This is a genomic window from Arthrobacter sp. SD1074B (assembly GCF_056780195.1).
Map to the genome: position 1 here is coordinate 2684962 of NZ_JBRAZT010000001.1, position 15304 is coordinate 2700265.

The following is a 15304-nucleotide window of genomic DNA, read 5'->3' on the forward strand; positions in this document are numbered from 1 at the left end:
ATGACGCAACCATCTGATATCAGGCTCCTTACCGAGGCGAAGTTCAACGCTGGCCAGTCTGCGCAGGACGGCAGACTATCCCTGCTTGAAGGCGCTGCCGGGTTCACTGCGCCGCCGCTCGGGTTCCAGGATTCCGTGGTGAAGGCGCTGGTCGATAACACTGGAAGCGACACGAATAAGGCCATTGCTGCGCAGTTTGCACGCAAGGGTAAGCCGGTCAACTTCGCCCCAGACTTCGGCCTGGTAGGAGACGGTGCGACGGACGAGTTCGTCAAATTGCAGGCCCTCTTTGATGCCGGCGGAACAATCGTCATGGAGAAGGGCAAGGTATACGCCTACACCCCAACCGCGACGCTCACCCTGCCCGCTGGAACCACGCTGCTCACCAACGGCGCAACGTTCAAAGAGCTCGCATCGAAGGCTGACACATCAACATTCCGCGTCAATGGCGATAGCTACGTTGACTCACTGCGCCTTGACTTGGCCGGCGGGGATGCAGCTCGCGGTTTACTGGTCGCTGGCGACAACGTGACCGTCGAGAGAATCAATGTCACAGCGAGGGTAACCGCAGGCGTTGGAAACTTTCGGCGGCGCGGCCTCGTGGTTGGGATCGAGGGGACGGGTAGCAAAAATGTCCGTCTCGGTTCGGTATGGGTGGAGAACTGGGACTACTCAGTCGGGATCTTTGATTCCGCCAGGGTGATGATCGATGCGCTGCACATGAGGGGTTCGCGGCAAGGGCTCCTGATGAACGATAACATTGACACGGTTATCGGTTCCGGCACCTACGATGTTCTCTCTGCGAACGCTACTGGCGGGCCGGGTGAAAACGCTGTCCTTCTGGGCTCGACCCGCGCTGACCACTCCTGCCGGAACATCCGCGTCAACAACTTCGTGTCCCGCAAGTCATCGGAGCACGCGTTTAGGGTCGCTGGCGAGTACCGGGTGAAAAACGTTTGGTTCAATGACTGCGCCGCGATAAACTCTGGCGCTACTGTCGGGGCTACCGGCGGGTGTGGGTTCAAGGTACTCGGCCCGACCAACGCAATGAACAACTCAGCGAAGCACAGCAATATCTACTTCAACGATTGCGTCGTTGAAAACTCCCTGAACCTTGCGGGGAGCAACACCGAAGCTTTCCACATTGGTAAGTGCCGGAACGTCGTCGTAAATAACCCGGTTGTGCGGGCATCGGCTGTCGAACCGTCGTACACGGAGGGGACAACTTCGGCCTACGCCGGTATCCGCATCTTCGGTTCCACGAAGGTCACAGTCAACAACCCGCAGATCGAAAAGTGCCAGTCGCATGGAATCCGGTTGCATGACATAGCCGACGATGCGACGACGAATAACGGCGGCGCTATGGAAGACATCACCATTAATGGCGGTTTGCTGCAATCGAACCCGTACCACATTTATGTTGATCTTCTGCTGCCTAACACGCGCCGCCTGAAGATTGACGGCACGACGACCGACGCCGGGCAATACGGACTCTACGTCACCGCCGCGTCGAATACACTCACCTTCCGGCCAGCCGCCAGAATGAACAATTTCGGCGCTACTACGGAGACCGTGTCCGGCACGGACAGGTGGCTGCTTGACCTTACCGGGGATGTAGCCGGTTCGATGGTGGCGGAAAACGGCTCGCGATATGTGAACTTCGCTACCGGGCAGATGTTCACCCGACACGGTGCTGCGTGGCGCCCGGTCAACCTGCAAGGCACTACGGCATCGCGGCCTGCCGGGTTGTCTAAGGGCAGCCAGTATTACGACACGACACTTAACCGGCCAATTTGGTACGACGGGGCTGCGTGGAAAGACGCTGCTGGTGTTGCTGTCTAAACACTCACTACTGGGATCCCGGCGGCTTTAGCTGCTGCGGTGAGTGATTCGCACATTCCGACGCTTATTTGCGGGTCGCCGTGTTTGTCAGGCCAGGGCCCAAACATTAGCCCGGGGATGCCGATTGGGTATGACTCGCCGGCGGCGCAGATTGAAACGCTGCCGTCCGCGGCGCGCTCCAGGCGCTCAACGCTAGGGGTGAGCGTTACGTATGGCGCGTGCTTGCTGAAGCTAAACAGTAGTCCGTGGGTCATGGCCCCATCCTAGCCCACATCATACAAGCGTGCGCCCCGGTACCTCTTCACAGGTCCGGGCCGTACTGACCAAACACGTTCACAGCCTATTAAGGAGGCGCGCCCGCATGGGTAAACCACAACACCGAGGGGGCCGCCCGTGATCGAAGGCATGCACCTGGACGCCGGCAACATGTCCGCAGTGGCGATCCTGATCGTCGTGTTCTTCATGGTCATGCGGGGCACCCTCGCAACCCCGCCGCACCAGAAGGACCTCCGCGACCGCATCCACTACCTGGAAGAGGTCGTGAAGGACCAGCGGGAAGCGGTGAAGGGTGCCGTCCAGAACGCCCGCACCGTGGAGCAGGTCGGGCAGGTCGTCGAGCACACGATGGGCGCTATCAGCCAGAAGGCGGGATCCGAATGACATGGCCACGGAAACGCAAACACGCCCCGCTCCCGCCCGTCCCCCAAGAGATCCTGGACGCCCATCGAGAGGCACTCGCCGTGAAGCATGAGACGGCGGTGAAGCGGCCGGTGTTTAAGGAGCTCGCGGAGAACATGCTCCACCGGCACCGGGCCAACGGGTTCGGGGAAAAACTCGAAGCCACATATCAAGGGAAGGGGCTGCTATGAGCGCCCTCAGCATCATCCTCGCCGCCGACGCCGTCCTCGCGCTGGCCGTCATCGCCGTCTACTCACTGTTCGCCCCATGGTGGACGACCCGTGCCGGCCGGGCAATCTTCGCCCTGTACGTCGTGTTCGGGCTCATCGTGGTCCATTTCGCAGCGGAGGGGGCGTTCGGGCAGGGCCCTGACTGGTACGAGCTGTTCCTCGCTGCAGCGTTCGGCGCCGTCATCCTCTGGAACGGGTACACGATCGTGTCCAAGCAGGTCATCGCCCGCCGCAACCACGAGGACGGTCACTGATGCGCCAGCTCATCGCCCCGAACCCAAACATCCCCTGCGAGCCGGGCTGGTGCCTGGCCTACGTGAACGAGGCGTTCGGCGTCCCGAAGGTCTACCCCTCCGCGACGTCGGCGTGGTCCGCGTCCAAGACAAAGCACACCGGCCGGGACTTCCCCGCCGGCGTGTGGGTGCCTGTCTGGTACGGGCTGGACACCACACCGCTGGGCCATGTGGTGCTGCTGGCCCCGGACGGTTCCGTGTACTCGACGTCGGACCTTACGAACGTCCCGCACCACCACCCGAACCTCGCCGACCTCGAAGCGTACTACGCCTACTACGGCATGACCCTCACCTACCGGGGCTGGACCGAGGACGTCGAAGGCACCCGCGTTATCGAACCTACCGGCCTCGCCGCAATGGGCGAGAACATCACACCTATCAAGGAGGACGAATTGTCCGCAGCAGAAGTCAAGGAAATCAAGGACTACATCCACGCGCTGCTCATCGGCGGCTACACGTCCGCCGGCGAAGAGCGGCCGGGCATTGCTGATGACGTACGGGACATCAAGCGGCGCACTAACCGCTACCTGGATGCGCCGACCAGCGCGGTGCCGGACAAGGTGTGGGCGCAGACTGTGACCCGCGGCGGGAAGCAGATCAGCGTGAAGCAGGAACTCGCTGACTCCAAGAGTCTCGCGGAGAAGGCCGCGGCAACCATCGCGGCATCCGTGGCACTGGCAAAGAATGACGGGCTGACGTCCGCGCAGATCACCGAGGCGGTCAAGGCCGGACTGTCCGAAGGCGTGACCGTCGACGTCAACGTGAACGGGGGCAAGTGATGGGCGACCACGCAGCAACGACCACGCAGGCCACGAACCCGAACCGGGCCGCACTCCGCACCGCACTGCAGACCGCCATCCCGGCGTTCGTCGGCCTGCTGGTGATCCTCCCACCGATCATCCAGGACATCGTCGACGGGGTCGGGCAGCACCTCCCGGAGGGGTTCCGGCTGTGGCTGGCCGGCGCCGCCGCGGTCATCACGGCACTGTCCGCGACGATCGCCCGCGTCATGGCGGTCCCGGGAGTGATCGAGTGGACCCGGACGTATCTTCCGTGGCTCGCCCCTGACAAGAAGTAGCAGAAGCGCCCCGCACCCATCCCGGTGCGGGGCGCTTTTCGTCGTCCAGCTACGATAGCGGCATGGCATCGTTCACCCTCGGCGGGATCACCTACGAGTACCTGATCCCGGACCCTGGCCACCCGGAATCGACGAGGTCGTGGGAGTACGGGAAGTACCCGAAGATCATGGCCACTGTCGCGCTGGCCGGGGGCGGGGCCATCGATGTCTACGCCCGTGCAGAGCGCTGGAACCCAGCCCACATCCTTGCGTCGTGGGAGGACGACGACCACCGTCCGCACTGGAGCTGGATCCCGGCCGGCAGTGTCCGCCGCGTCACCGACTCTGAATGGGACATCGAGGAGTACCACCGGTGCCCCGAAAACCTCCGTGGCGTCCGCTGGGGGAACCGTCTGCCCGGCTTCCTGTTGGCGTAGGCTACCTGGCCAGCGCGGCCGCTGCGATGGCCGCGCCTGATTGCCGTGACGACGGCATCAGGTGAGCGTAGCGCCCGTCCGTGGTGAGCGTCGACTGGTGCCCCAGGCGGTACGACAGTTGGAAGAGGTCCATGCCGCCCTCGATCATCCAAGACGCGTGGGTGTGGCGGAGGTCGTGGATCCGGGCTCTCCGGATGGGAGTAAACGGTTCCCCCGTTCGCTTCGCCTCCTCGGCGGCCTCCTCGAGCTTCTTCCACGCAGGCTCCCAGGCGCGGTTATAGGTGGCCCCTGAGCGCATCGGACCGCCCCGCTTCAGGGTGAACACCAGCCCGCTGCCGGCGGCCTCCACACTGGCGCGCACAGCCTCCGCAGTGGACGGCGCCAGGGGCACGGACCGCCACGAGCGTTTCGTCTTCGGCGTCCCGACGTAGTAGGCGCCGGACTCGTCTTCCTTCCACGCCTTGTTCACCCGCACCATGGGGACAGCGGCGTCGAGTTCGAAGTCCTCGGCGAGCAGTGCGGTCGCTTCCCCGAATCGGAGGCCGGTGTCGACGAGGAAGTTGAAGAAGGGGCGGAAGTGCGGATCCATGGCCGCGTCCAGGGCTCGGAACTCTTCCTTCGTCATGAAACGCATCTGGTCGCCGCCGGCGACCTCCTTCGGGAGCTTGATGCCCTTGCAGGGGTTGCCCTTCCGGTAACCGAGGAGCTCGGCGGTGGTGAAGGCCGCGGAGAGGAAGCCGTGGTGGTTGGCCAGGGTCTTCGCCCTCATCGTGGTGCCCGCGAGGCGGCCGGGTTTCGCCTGCATGCCCTTGACCCACAGGATGACGTCCTCATGGGCTACGGCGGCCACGGGCATCCGGCCGATCGGTGTGCCAACGAAGTGGTGGGTGATGGCCCGCTTGTACCGACCCAGCTGGTCCCCGCCGACGCCGGTCAAGAGGTCGACGTGCTTGTGCAGCAGCTGGACCACGGACGGGCCGGTGATGTTTGCGTTGTCCACCGCTCGTTGGGCGGCGGACATGGACTGCCCGTTGGCGTCGAGGAGGGCCTTCCAGACTTCAGCGGCCTCGCGGGTGGGGAAGGTCGTGTTCTCTTGGACGCCGTTCTCGCGCCACCTAAGCATGTAGGTCGTCGCCTTCTTGCCCTGCTTCTCCACGATGCTGGCCATCGTCCACGTCCCCTCTTCTAGTGCACACTCACCGTACTTTGGTGCACAGACAATAAAAAAGCCCCGGAAAACCGAGGCTTTTTTAGTGGAGATGGGGGGAATTGAACCCCCGTCCGATGTCGTGTTGTCAGGGCTTCTCCGGGCGCAGTTTGCATCGGATTTTCTCGGCCCCAGCCATCCTGCAAACAGGTGGCTGATCCGGGCCCAGTCATCAATGAGTCCCATTCACCCCGATGACGGGGGTAAACAGCAGTGGCTATCTAAATGACGCCAGGATCCGGGGCAATAGCAACCTCGGGCTGACGGACTGTCTTACTGCTTAGGCAGCGAGAGCGAAGTCAGTGCGTTTTGATTCGGCACTTATTGGTTTGCAGACAGCGTTTACGAGATAATTCTGCATCCTCGGCCCGCTTCACCTGTCGCGACTAACATCGTCGAAACCGATCATCCCCGTATTTTTTTATCAAATTACTTCAACCATCCGTTCCGGACCCTGCGGATCCCTCCCGGACTACCAAGCATAACGCACCTCTGCGCGGATTCATTCCCGCACGTCTGGAGCACCCTGCCTAGCGCCGGTTACGCTCGCGCATGACGCGCAGGGCCTCGCGCTTGTCCTGCTGCTCGCGCAGCGTCTGGCGCTTGTCGTACTCCTTCTTGCCGCGCGCGACGCCGATCTCCACCTTGGCGCGGCCATCCACGAAGTACAGCTGCAGCGGCACGATCGTGAAGCCGGATTCGCGGATTTTGTGCGAGATCTTGGTCAGCTCGTCGCGGTGCAGGAGCAGCTTGCGACGCCGGCGGGCGGCGTGGTTGGTCCAGCTCCCCTGGTGGTACTCGGGGATGTGGATGCCCTCCATCCACAACTCGTCGTTGTAGAAGGTGCAAAAGCCGTCAACCATGGAGGCATGGCCCTCGCGGAGGGACTTCACTTCGGTGCCCATGAGCGCGATGCCCGCCTCATAGGTATCCATGATGTGGTAGTCGTGCCGGGCCTTGCGGTTGGTGGCCACTACCTTCCGGCCACTTTCTTTAGGCACGGTCAAACTCCTTGGTCGATGAATCGGGTCAGTTCCAGTTTAGAGCAGGCCCATCGGGTCGACTGCCTGTCCGTTGACCCAGGTCTCGAAGTGCGAGTGGCAGCCGGTGGAGTTACCGGTGGTCCCGGAATAAGCGATCAGCTGCCCCTGGCTGACCTGCTGGCCCGCCGAGACCACCACGGAGGTGTTGTGGTAAAAGATCGTGGTCAGCGAGTTGCCCTGCACGACGCCGTGCGAGATCTTCACGTGGTTGCCGCCGCCGTCGTTGCCCCACCCTGCGGAGAAGACCGTTCCGGCCGCCGGGGCGTAGACCGGGGTGCCGCAGGCGGCGCCGAAGTCGATGCCCGTGTGCATGTAGCCGCCCTGGCCGTAGAAGTCGATGGTGCCCGGCGGCGTCGCACGCCAGCCGAAGCCCGAGGTGATCGGGACGCCGTTGAACGGGCTGCGCAGGCCGAAGGCCGACACCGGGCCGGGCGGCGCCGGGACGTAAGGCGCCGGCCGGGGCGCAATCTGGCCCTGGGCCCGGGCCGCGGCCGCAGCCGCGGCGGCGCGGGCCGCCGCGATCCGGCGCTGCTCGGCTTCCCACGCCTCGCGCAGTTTCCGGTCGCGTTCGACAATTTCGGCCGCGACGGCGTCCTGCCGGGCTTTGACCTGCGCGAGCTGGCTCTGGATGGCTGGCTTGGCTGCCTGCAACTGGCTGTTGAGCCGGCTGGTGTCGGCGATCAGCTTGTCCACCGTGGCCTTTTTGGACGCCGCCTCGTCGCGTGCCGCCTGCTCGCGGACCAGCGCGGCGTCAGCCTTGGCCTTGAGGTCCGCGATTTCCGCCTCCACGGCCTGCAGGCGCGCCTGGGAGTTGACGTTCGTGGCGTTCTGCTGGCTCAACTTGTCCATCGCGGAGTTCTGGCTGCGCAGCGCCTGGTCCGCCAGGTCGATGGTGTCGGTCAGGCTGCCGTTGTTCGATCCGAAGAATAGCGAGAGGTTGGAGGGCACGCCGCCGGACTTGTAGGCCTGGGTGGCGATCTGCCCGATCAGTTTGCGGGTGTCGGTCATCTTCTTCTGGTCATTCGCCAGCTGCTGGGTGATTTTGGCCTTGTTCTGCTGGGCCAGGTCGACGCGGGCGGCGAGGGCTTCGACCTCCTTGACGGCACCGGCCACACGGCCCTGTGCGTCAAGCAGCGCCTGCTGGGCGCCGGGCAGTTGGCCCTGGTAGACCACCAGGTCGCCGGCGGCCTTGGCGATGCGTGCGTCCACGAACTCCAGCGAGTGCTGGACCCGCTCGGCCTCAGCCCGCAAGGCGGCCTGCTGGTCTTCAAGGGTGTCGGCGAACGCCACCGGGGTCGAAGCTCCCAGGTTGGCGGCCAGGACCAGCACCACGGCGGCGCTGACCAGGCGGCCGCGGCGGAGGGCACGGCGGGCCGGGTCGGTGCGTCGGACCATCGGTTTCATAAGCATTCCTCTTCGTTGCGCACAGCTAGACCCTCAGGTAGCGGCGGAGGGTCAGGAGAGACGAGGTGCCGGCCAGCAACACACCAAGGCCGATCAGGCCCGGCGCCAGGAGCAGCGTCTGGGCCGGGGAAATGAACGCCGTGTCCGGATACTGCTTGGACAGGACCCCGCCCAGGAAGAAGTGGGCGACGGCCCACAGCGTGCCGGAAGCGAGGGCCGCGCCGATCACGGCCGCGATCACGCCCTCCAGGATGAAGGGCAGCTGGATCACCATCTTGGACGCACCCACGAGGCGCATGATGCCGGTTTCCCGGCGGCGGCTGAAGGCGGAGAGCCGGATGGTGGTGGCTATCAGCAAGATGGCGCAGATAATCATCACACCGGCCACGCTGACCGCCACCAGGGAGGCGGCGTTCATCGCGGAAAAGAGCCGTTCCAGCAGCTGCCGCTGGTCGATGACGGACTCCACTCCCGCCTGCGAGGAGAAGTTTTCGCTGATGACCTCGTACTTTTCCGGATCCTTCAGGTTGATCCGGAAGGAGGCCGGGAGCTGGTCCGGGGTGACCGAGTCAACGATCGGCGAGTTGGAGAACTGCTCCTTGAAGTGCTTGTACGCCTCGTCTTTGGATTCGAACTGGAAGTCGTTGACGTACTGGGCCACGGACGGGGACTGCAGCAGCTTGCGCAGGTTGGCCTGCTGCTCCGGCGTCGCCGGGCCGGTGGCGCAGCCGGGCGCCGTCGAACCGTCGCTGCAGAGGAAGACTGCGACCTGGACCTTGTCGTACCAGTAGCCCTTCATCTGGTTGATCTGCAGCTGCAGCATGCCGGCCGCGCCCACGAAAGTCAGGGACACAAAGGTCACCAGGATGACGGACACCACCATGGACAGGTTGCGGCGCAGGCCGCTGCCGATCTCGGCCAGGATAAACGCGAGCCTCACAGTGCGCCCTCCCCGGCGGGCTGGGCCTCGCCGCGGCCGGCTGCCTCGGCAGCCGAAGGCCCGCGGCCACTGGCATCCCGCAACCGGCGGGACTGCCCGACCACCGGGATCATCGAGGTGTACAGGGCCTTGGCCTCGTCACGGATGATGACGCCGTTGCGGAGTTCCACCACGCGTTTGCGCATTTCGTTGACGATGTCGTCGTCGTGGGTGGCCATCACTACGGTGGTGCCGTTCTGGTTGATCTTGTCCAGGACGCCCATGATGCCCATGGAGGTGGTCGGGTCCAGGTTGCCGGTGGGCTCGTCGGCCAGCAGGATGCCGGGGCGGTTGACGACGGCGCGGGCGATGGCCACGCGCTGCTGCTCGCCGCCGGAGAGCTCGTGCGGCAAACGGTTTTCCTTGCCCTCCAGGCCAACGGTCTTGAGGACTTCGGGGACGGTCTCGCGGATGACGCTGCGACTCCTGCCGATGACCTGCATGGCGAAGGCGACGTTGGCGAACACGGTTTTCTGCGGCAGCAGGCGGAAGTCCTGGAAGACGACGCCGATTCCGCGTCGCAGCCGCGGCACCCGCCAGCTGGAAATCTTGGCGACGTTCTGGCCTGCGACGTAGACGGCGCCCGAGGAGGCGCGGTCTTCCTTCAGCACCAGCCGCAGGAAGGTCGATTTGCCGGAGCCGGAGGCCCCCACGAGGAAGGCGAACTCGCCGCGGTCGATCTCAAGGTTGATCGAATCCAGCGCCGGCCGCGCTTTCTGGTCGTAGACCTTGGTGACATTTTCGAAACGGATCATGACCCTAAGTACCCTGCAGGAGCCGGGCATCTTTCAGACCAGTTCTGCCGCCGGGGCGCGGGCTTTCTTTTGGGGGAAGTAGGGCACCGGCCCCTCGACTATACGCACGGGTAACCGCGCAGCGGCCGGAGCGCGGGGGTGTGTCGCGGGATTCGGCCGCTACGTCAGGCTTACTTCTCGGCGTTGCGGTTGTCGGTGCGCCAGCGGATGCCGGCGTCGATGAAGTCGTCGATCTCGCCGTCGAACACCGCGGAGGTGTTGCCCACCTCATGTTCGGTGCGCAGGTCCTTGACCATCTGGTACGGGTTGAGCACGTAGGAGCGCATCTGGTCGCCCCAGGAGGCCTTCACGTCCCCGGCGAATGCCTTCTTCTCCGCGTCTTCCTGCTCCTTCTTGAGCAACAGCAGGCGGGACTGCAGCACGCGCAGGGCGGCCGCACGGTTTTGCAGCTGCGATTTCTCGTTCTGCATCGAGACCACGGTGCCGGTGGGGAGGTGGGTCAGGCGCACCGCGGAGTCCGTGGTGTTGACCGACTGGCCGCCCGGGCCGGAGGAGCGGAACACATCGACGCGGATTTCGTTGTCCGGGATGTCGATCGAGTCGGTCTGCTCGATCAGCGGGATGACTTCGACGGCGGCAAAGGAGGTCTGGCGGCGGCCCTGGTTGTCGAAGGGGCTGATCCGGACCAGCCGGTGGGTGCCGGCCTCGACGCTCAGCGTGCCGAAGGCGTAGGGGGCCTTGACCTCGAACGTGGCGGACTTGAGCCCGGCCTCTTCAGCGTAGGAAGTGTCCATGATGGTGGTCGGGTACCCGTGGCGTTCGGCCCAGCGCAGGTACATCCGCAGCAGCATCTCGGCGAAGTCAGCGGCGTCCACGCCACCGGCTCCGGCCCGGATGGTGACCACGGCTTCGCGCTCGTCAAACTCGCCGGAGAGCAGTGTGACGACCTCAAGGTCCTTCAGCGACTTGCGGATCGACTCAAGCTCCGCGGCGGCCTCCCCCATTGAATCGGCGTCGTCCTCGTCCTGGCCCAGCTCCACGAGGACTTCCAGGTCGTCGATGCGGGCTGCGAGCTTGTTCAGCCGCTCCAGCTCCGACTGCTTGTGCGAGAGCTTGGACGTGATGACCTGGGCGGCCGCGGGATCGTCCCAAAGGTTCGGCTCGCCGGCGCGCTCGCTCAGTTCGGCGATGTCTTCCTTCAGCGCCTCGACATTCGAAACGTTCTCGATCGAGGTGTAGGTGGCGCGCAGCGCGCGGATTTCTGCGGGAAAATCAATGTTTGCCATGGTTTTTCAAGCCTACGCTATCCACCGCAGCCGCCCCTGCCCGCGGGAAGGGGCAACCCGCCCCGGGGAAGGTTCGGGTCAGCGCGTCAGGCGGGACCGCGCCGTCGATTTCGCCTCGATCCGGATGCCGTCCGGGACCAGGAAATTAACCACCGGCGGGTGGACGGCGGCGCTGAGCACCACGACGGCGGTGGAACCCTCCGGGCTGCCCGTTGCCGGACCGACGACCAGGCCGCTGAACCGGGCAAATGCTCCGTTGCGGTTCAGGTAGTCGACGGCGGTATTGCGCACCCGGCCGGCGCTGAGGATGGCGGTGGGGCTCCCGGAGGCGCTTTCCAACTGACCCAGGGTGAAGCTGTCCGCGGCTGCCACGGCGGCCCCGTCCGCCAGGGACAGCAGTTTCTTATGTTCGAGGTAGACGCTGGACGCGGCCGCGACGACGGTGGCCACCAGCAGGGCGAGCAGCACGTAGCCGATGATCAGGACCATCAGCTGGCCGTCCTGCCTGGTGCCGTCCAGGCAGCCGGAGCGCCCGGACGGGCGGGCGGTCACCGGAACCGCCCAACAATCTGGGTGGCCGAGGCACTGAGGTGGCCGGCGTCGAGCCGCAGGGCATCGCCGAACGGGACGAACGGCAGCGGCACCGTCAGCCGGACGGTGGCGGTCAGGGCGGAGCCGGCAGCCGTGCAGTCGGCCGGGACGCAGCTGGTTTCGAGGCTGGCGTTGTCCGCCGCTTGGCCGTAATCGGCGAGCGTAAGCTGCACGGCCTGCTCGGCAGCGGCACGGCCGCTTGCCGCGTCCGGCTGGGCCACATAGACCTTGGCTGCCTGCTCCGCCGCACCGACCACCGCGAAAGAGCCGCCCTGCAGCTGCCCGATCGTGATGATGAAGTAGACCACCGGCACCATCAGCAGGAGGGACAGGAAGGTGAATTCGACGACGGCGCTCCCCCGCTCGGCGTCGTCCGCGGCCCCCCGCTCAGCGTCGTCCGCCCTACGGCTGGATGGCGGCATGCCCTCTCACCTCCAGCAGTTCGCGGGGTCCGATGAGTCCTATGACCGGCAGCGGGGCGCGGACGGTGACCTCCAGCGTGCGGATGCCCGCGTAAGTGGTCTCGGCGGCGCTGACGTCCCGGGCGAAGTCCGGAGTGAGGGCCACGCCGATCAGCTGTGTGGTGCGCTCGGTGGCGTCTGCGGCATTGCGGTCGGCCAACGTGCCGTACCGGGCACCCGAGGCCGCCGCGTCAATCAGCGTGTTCCGGACGTGCAGTACGAGGGCGAGCTGGATGATGGCGAGAAAGAACACGGTGAGCAGGCTGCCGGCCAGGACGAAGTCCACCACGGCGGAGCCGCGTTCAGGGCCGGCGTGAGGCGCGTCCTCCCCGTCCCGGCCGGCGTGCCCGCGCCTGCCGGCCGCCAGCACCGCCTACTGCCCGACCTTTTGCATGGCCTGGTTGAAGAGCCCCTCCAGCGCTGGGCCTGCGAGCGCCAGCAGGGCGGCGACCAGGACGGCCGACATCAAGGTGATCATCACCCAGCCCGGAACGTCACCGCGTTCGCCGCCGTCACGGCTTCCGGGCGGCCGGCCGCCCTGCCTGCCCGGCTGCGTGCCGCCTGAAGCGGACCACCACAACAGCGTCCCCGCTAGCCTGACCAGTAACAACGTGCGGATACCGATACTCTTCACTGTTTCCCCTTCGTCTGATGTTGCGCTTCCTGCTCCTGCATAATCCGGATACTTCCCCATGCTTTGTCCCGCTCGCTCAGAGTCCCAGGCTGATGGCCGCAAGACCCGGGAACACGGCGAACACCACGGTCAGCGGCAGCACACCGAAGACGAGTGGCACCATCATGCCGATTTCCTTTTTGCCGGCTGACTCCATCAGGTCCCGCTTCGCGGTATCCCGCACGTCCTGGGCCTGGGCGCGCAGGACTTCCGCGAGCGGGGTGCCGCGTTCCACCGCCACTATCAGCCCGTCAACGAACCGGACCAGTGGGCCCAGCTCCGTCCGGGATGAAAAGTCCTGAAGGGCCTCAACCAACGGCTTGCCGGCACGGGTATCGGCCAATACCCGGGCAAATTCCGTCGACAGCTCGCCCTGGGTCCTGCGGCCGACGCGGTCCAGCGCGCCGGTGGCGCTCTCCCCGGCGCTGACCGCCAGGGCCATCAGCTCGGCTACGCTCGGGAACTCCGCCATCATCCGGGCCTCGCGTTTCCTGATCTGCGCCCCCAGCGCATAGTCCCGGCACAGGAAGCCGGCCAGGCCCGCGCCCAGCACAATCAGCACGGCGAACAGCGGATTGAAGCGCCCGGCCGTTCCTCCCAGCAGCACGATCCCGGCGGCTGCTACGAAGCCGCCGGCGGCCCACAGCAGCTGCTCCGCGCGGAAGTCCACCGCGGATTTGCTGCTGCCGGCGCGGGCAAGCCGGCGGCTGAGCGCCGTCGAGCCCGGGTTGAGTCTGCCCAGCGCCCTGAACGCGTCCCGGACCACCGGCCGCAGGATGCGTTCAAGTGGCCCGAAGGGCGTGACGTTTCCGGGTGCGGCGCGCAGGAGCCGCGATTCCAGACTGTGGGATTTGAGCTGTGGAGCGACGCGGTCCGCGAAGCTGACCGGCCGCAGGAACGGCAGCCGCACAATAGACAGCCAGAGGCCAATGCCCAGGACTACGCCGCAGACCACCGCGCTTGCCATTAGCCCGTTCACCGGAGCACCCGCTCGTCCTGCGGCAGGGCACCGATTCGCAACATCACGGCGTAGGAGAACAGTGAGACCAGCAGCCCTCCAATCAGGACCGCTGCGCCGACGGGCGAGTTGTAGGCCGCCACGGCCTCCGGCCGGCTTGCCATCAGCACCAACACCAACCAGGGCGCGGCTACGGCGAGCCGGGCGGCATTGACAGTCCAGGATTGCCTGGCCTCCAGCTCGCTCCGGGTCCGGGCGTTCTCCCGGAGGAACTCGGCGAGCGTGCCCAGCAGGCGGCCGAGGTCCGATCCCCCCACCTCCCGGGTCAACCGGAGGGCCTCGATGATCCGGTCCGCAACCGGATCGGCGAGCCGTTCCTTCAACCGTGCCAAGGCGGGGTCAAACTGGCCGCCGGCCCGGTAGTCCGCGCCGAAGTCGCGGAACAGCGGCCGCAGCTCCGCCGGGCCCTTCTCGCTGAGCTGGATCAGTGCCTCCGGCAGTGACAACCCTGCGCGGATGGCCGAGCGGAGGTGGTCGACGACGTCGGGCCACAGCTCTCGGAGCATGGCTGTGCGCTTCCTGGCGCGCCATTTCACCGCGCCCAGCGGGAGCCAGCCGCCGAACAGGCCGAAGCAGCCGGAAATTGGCCAGGACCGGGTACCCGCGAAGAACACGAGTGTCACGAAGGCGCAGACTCCGGTGCACGTCACAACCAGGCCCAGCCGGCTGACTTTTTCAATGCCGGCGGCGCGCAGGAGGTCCTCCAGCCGGCTGGCTCGTGGCCGGCGTTGTGCCGTCTGCGGCTGTTCCCAGGCCGACCACCAGATCAACAGCAATCCAGTACCGCCGAGCACCCCCAACAGCGGCGCCATCAGCGCCGCTCCAGTAGCGCCGCGACGTCGTAACCGGAGCGGGCGAACTTCTCCGCCGCCGGCATGGAATTGGCCTGCGCGTGGAGCTTCCCGTCCTGCAGATCAAACACCATGGACGACTCGATAATGCCGTTTTCCACCCTGCGCCCCAGCGAGAGGATTTCGGTGACCTGCCGGCGGCCGCCGGGCTGCCGACTGCAGTGGACCACCAGGTCGATGCAGGACGCAACGGTGGGGACGACGAACGCACTAGAAATGTTGTCCCCGGCCAGCAACGGCAGCGTGCAGATCTTGGTGACGGCGTCGTGGGCCGAGTTGGCGTGGATCGTGCACATTCCCGGCAGGCCGAACATTTCTCAGGCACATCCCGAGACGTGGAGGCTCCGCGGCTCCCGCCCGGCCTACGTACCCCCCCCCCGTGGCCCCGCCGGGCCGGAACCATCATCTCGCCGAATACCGCACGTCACTGCGCCTGCAGCCGGGCACAGCGGCATGAGGAACTAGGCGAAGTGGAACCGACTTTCTGCTTCTCGTTGAC

At 65.7% G+C, this 15304-nt stretch carries 19 protein-coding genes, 1 other RNA gene and 1 pseudogene; 7 read left to right on the forward strand and 14 right to left on the reverse strand.

Translation table 11 applies throughout. The annotated features are described in order from the left end of the window. The 7 genes from ACUYM2_RS12460 (at window position 1) to ACUYM2_RS12490 (ending at window position 4537) form a co-directional block, all read left to right on the forward strand. Window positions 1–1842, forward strand: coding sequence for a hypothetical protein (locus ACUYM2_RS12460; protein WP_481600343.1), 1842 nt, complete (start codon window positions 1–3; stop codon window positions 1840–1842). 393 nt (window positions 1843–2235) lie between these two features. Next, entirely contained in the window at window positions 2236–2502 is a 267-nt protein-coding gene (locus ACUYM2_RS12465) for a hypothetical protein (RefSeq protein ID WP_481600344.1), read from the forward strand. Continuing rightward, on the forward strand, window positions 2499–2711 hold the full coding sequence (locus ACUYM2_RS12470) for a DUF7620 family protein (RefSeq protein WP_481600345.1): 213 nt from the start codon (window positions 2499–2501) through the stop codon (window positions 2709–2711). Before ACUYM2_RS12465 ends, ACUYM2_RS12470 begins: the two co-directional genes overlap by 4 nt. Continuing rightward, entirely contained in the window at window positions 2708–3004 is a 297-nt protein-coding gene (locus ACUYM2_RS12475) for a putative phage holin (protein WP_481600346.1), read from the forward strand. Before ACUYM2_RS12470 ends, ACUYM2_RS12475 begins: the two co-directional genes overlap by 4 nt. Then, window positions 3004–3822: a hypothetical protein gene (locus ACUYM2_RS12480; RefSeq protein WP_481600347.1), complete on the forward strand. Its 819-nt coding sequence runs from the start codon at window positions 3004–3006 to the stop codon at window positions 3820–3822. The genes ACUYM2_RS12475 and ACUYM2_RS12480 overlap by 1 nt, the downstream gene beginning before the upstream one ends. Further along, window positions 3822–4121, forward strand: a complete 300-nt coding sequence (locus tag ACUYM2_RS12485) for a hypothetical protein (protein ID WP_481600348.1) — start codon at window positions 3822–3824, stop codon at window positions 4119–4121. The genes ACUYM2_RS12480 and ACUYM2_RS12485 overlap by 1 nt, the downstream gene beginning before the upstream one ends. A 62-nt stretch (window positions 4122–4183) precedes the next feature. Further along, window positions 4184–4537, forward strand: coding sequence for a hypothetical protein (locus tag ACUYM2_RS12490; RefSeq protein WP_481600349.1), 354 nt, complete (start codon window positions 4184–4186; stop codon window positions 4535–4537). 1 nt (window position 4538) lies between these two features. On the opposite strand, the gene ACUYM2_RS12495 is transcribed toward ACUYM2_RS12490, so the two are convergent. From ACUYM2_RS12495 to ACUYM2_RS12560, 14 genes and pseudogenes are all read right to left on the reverse strand, one after another. Then, window positions 4539–5705 carry a tyrosine-type recombinase/integrase gene (locus tag ACUYM2_RS12495; protein WP_481600350.1) on the reverse strand — a complete coding sequence of 389 codons (1167 nt, stop codon included), beginning with the start codon at window positions 5703–5705 and terminating at the stop codon, window positions 4539–4541. Between the two features lie 83 nt (window positions 5706–5788). Next, window positions 5789–6157: a transfer-messenger RNA gene (gene ssrA / locus ACUYM2_RS12500) on the reverse strand. A 117-nt stretch (window positions 6158–6274) separates the two neighbouring features. Further along, complete coding sequence (gene smpB / locus ACUYM2_RS12505; RefSeq protein ID WP_441417300.1) at window positions 6275–6745, reverse strand: SsrA-binding protein SmpB; 471 nt, start codon at window positions 6743–6745, stop codon at window positions 6275–6277. A 39-nt stretch (window positions 6746–6784) separates the two neighbouring features. After that, a complete protein-coding gene (locus ACUYM2_RS12510; RefSeq protein WP_481600351.1) occupies window positions 6785–8191 on the reverse strand; it encodes a peptidoglycan DD-metalloendopeptidase family protein in 1407 nt (468 codons plus the stop codon). Window positions 8192–8216: 25 nt separating this feature from the next. Then, entirely contained in the window at window positions 8217–9131 is a 915-nt protein-coding gene (gene ftsX / locus ACUYM2_RS12515) for a permease-like cell division protein FtsX (protein WP_481600352.1), read from the reverse strand. After that, window positions 9128–9925 carry a cell division ATP-binding protein FtsE gene (gene ftsE, locus ACUYM2_RS12520; RefSeq protein ID WP_479783594.1) on the reverse strand — a complete coding sequence of 266 codons (798 nt, stop codon included), beginning with the start codon at window positions 9923–9925 and terminating at the stop codon, window positions 9128–9130. Before ftsE ends, ftsX begins: the two co-directional genes overlap by 4 nt. A gap of 170 nt (window positions 9926–10095) precedes the next feature. Next, window positions 10096–11211, reverse strand: coding sequence for a peptide chain release factor 2 (prfB, locus tag ACUYM2_RS12525; RefSeq protein WP_481600353.1), 1116 nt, complete (start codon window positions 11209–11211; stop codon window positions 10096–10098). A gap of 78 nt (window positions 11212–11289) precedes the next feature. Then, the gene (locus tag ACUYM2_RS12530) at window positions 11290–11700 is read right to left on the reverse strand and encodes a pilus assembly protein TadG-related protein (RefSeq protein ID WP_481601484.1); all 411 of its coding nucleotides are present in this window, start codon (window positions 11698–11700) and stop codon (window positions 11290–11292) included. Window positions 11701–11759: 59 nt separating this feature from the next. After that, complete coding sequence (locus ACUYM2_RS12535) at window positions 11760–12224, reverse strand: hypothetical protein (protein WP_481600354.1); 465 nt, start codon at window positions 12222–12224, stop codon at window positions 11760–11762. Next, entirely contained in the window at window positions 12205–12549 is a 345-nt protein-coding gene (locus ACUYM2_RS12540) for a TadE family protein (RefSeq protein WP_481601485.1), read from the reverse strand. The genes ACUYM2_RS12535 and ACUYM2_RS12540 overlap by 20 nt, the downstream gene beginning before the upstream one ends. A gap of 87 nt (window positions 12550–12636) precedes the next feature. Further along, the gene (locus ACUYM2_RS12545; RefSeq protein WP_481600355.1) at window positions 12637–12897 is read right to left on the reverse strand and encodes a hypothetical protein; all 261 of its coding nucleotides are present in this window, start codon (window positions 12895–12897) and stop codon (window positions 12637–12639) included. Between the two features lie 76 nt (window positions 12898–12973). Then, on the reverse strand, window positions 12974–13903 hold the full coding sequence (locus tag ACUYM2_RS12550; RefSeq protein WP_481600356.1) for a type II secretion system F family protein: 930 nt from the start codon (window positions 13901–13903) through the stop codon (window positions 12974–12976). Window positions 13904–13911: 8 nt separating this feature from the next. Continuing rightward, window positions 13912–14766: a type II secretion system F family protein gene (locus ACUYM2_RS12555; protein WP_481600357.1), complete on the reverse strand. Its 855-nt coding sequence runs from the start codon at window positions 14764–14766 to the stop codon at window positions 13912–13914. Continuing rightward, window positions 14766–15113, reverse strand: a pseudogene (locus ACUYM2_RS12560) (CpaF family protein); the annotation flags it as partial. The gene ACUYM2_RS12555 and the pseudogene ACUYM2_RS12560, both read right to left, overlap by 1 nt. Window positions 15114–15304 lie beyond the last annotated feature (191 nt).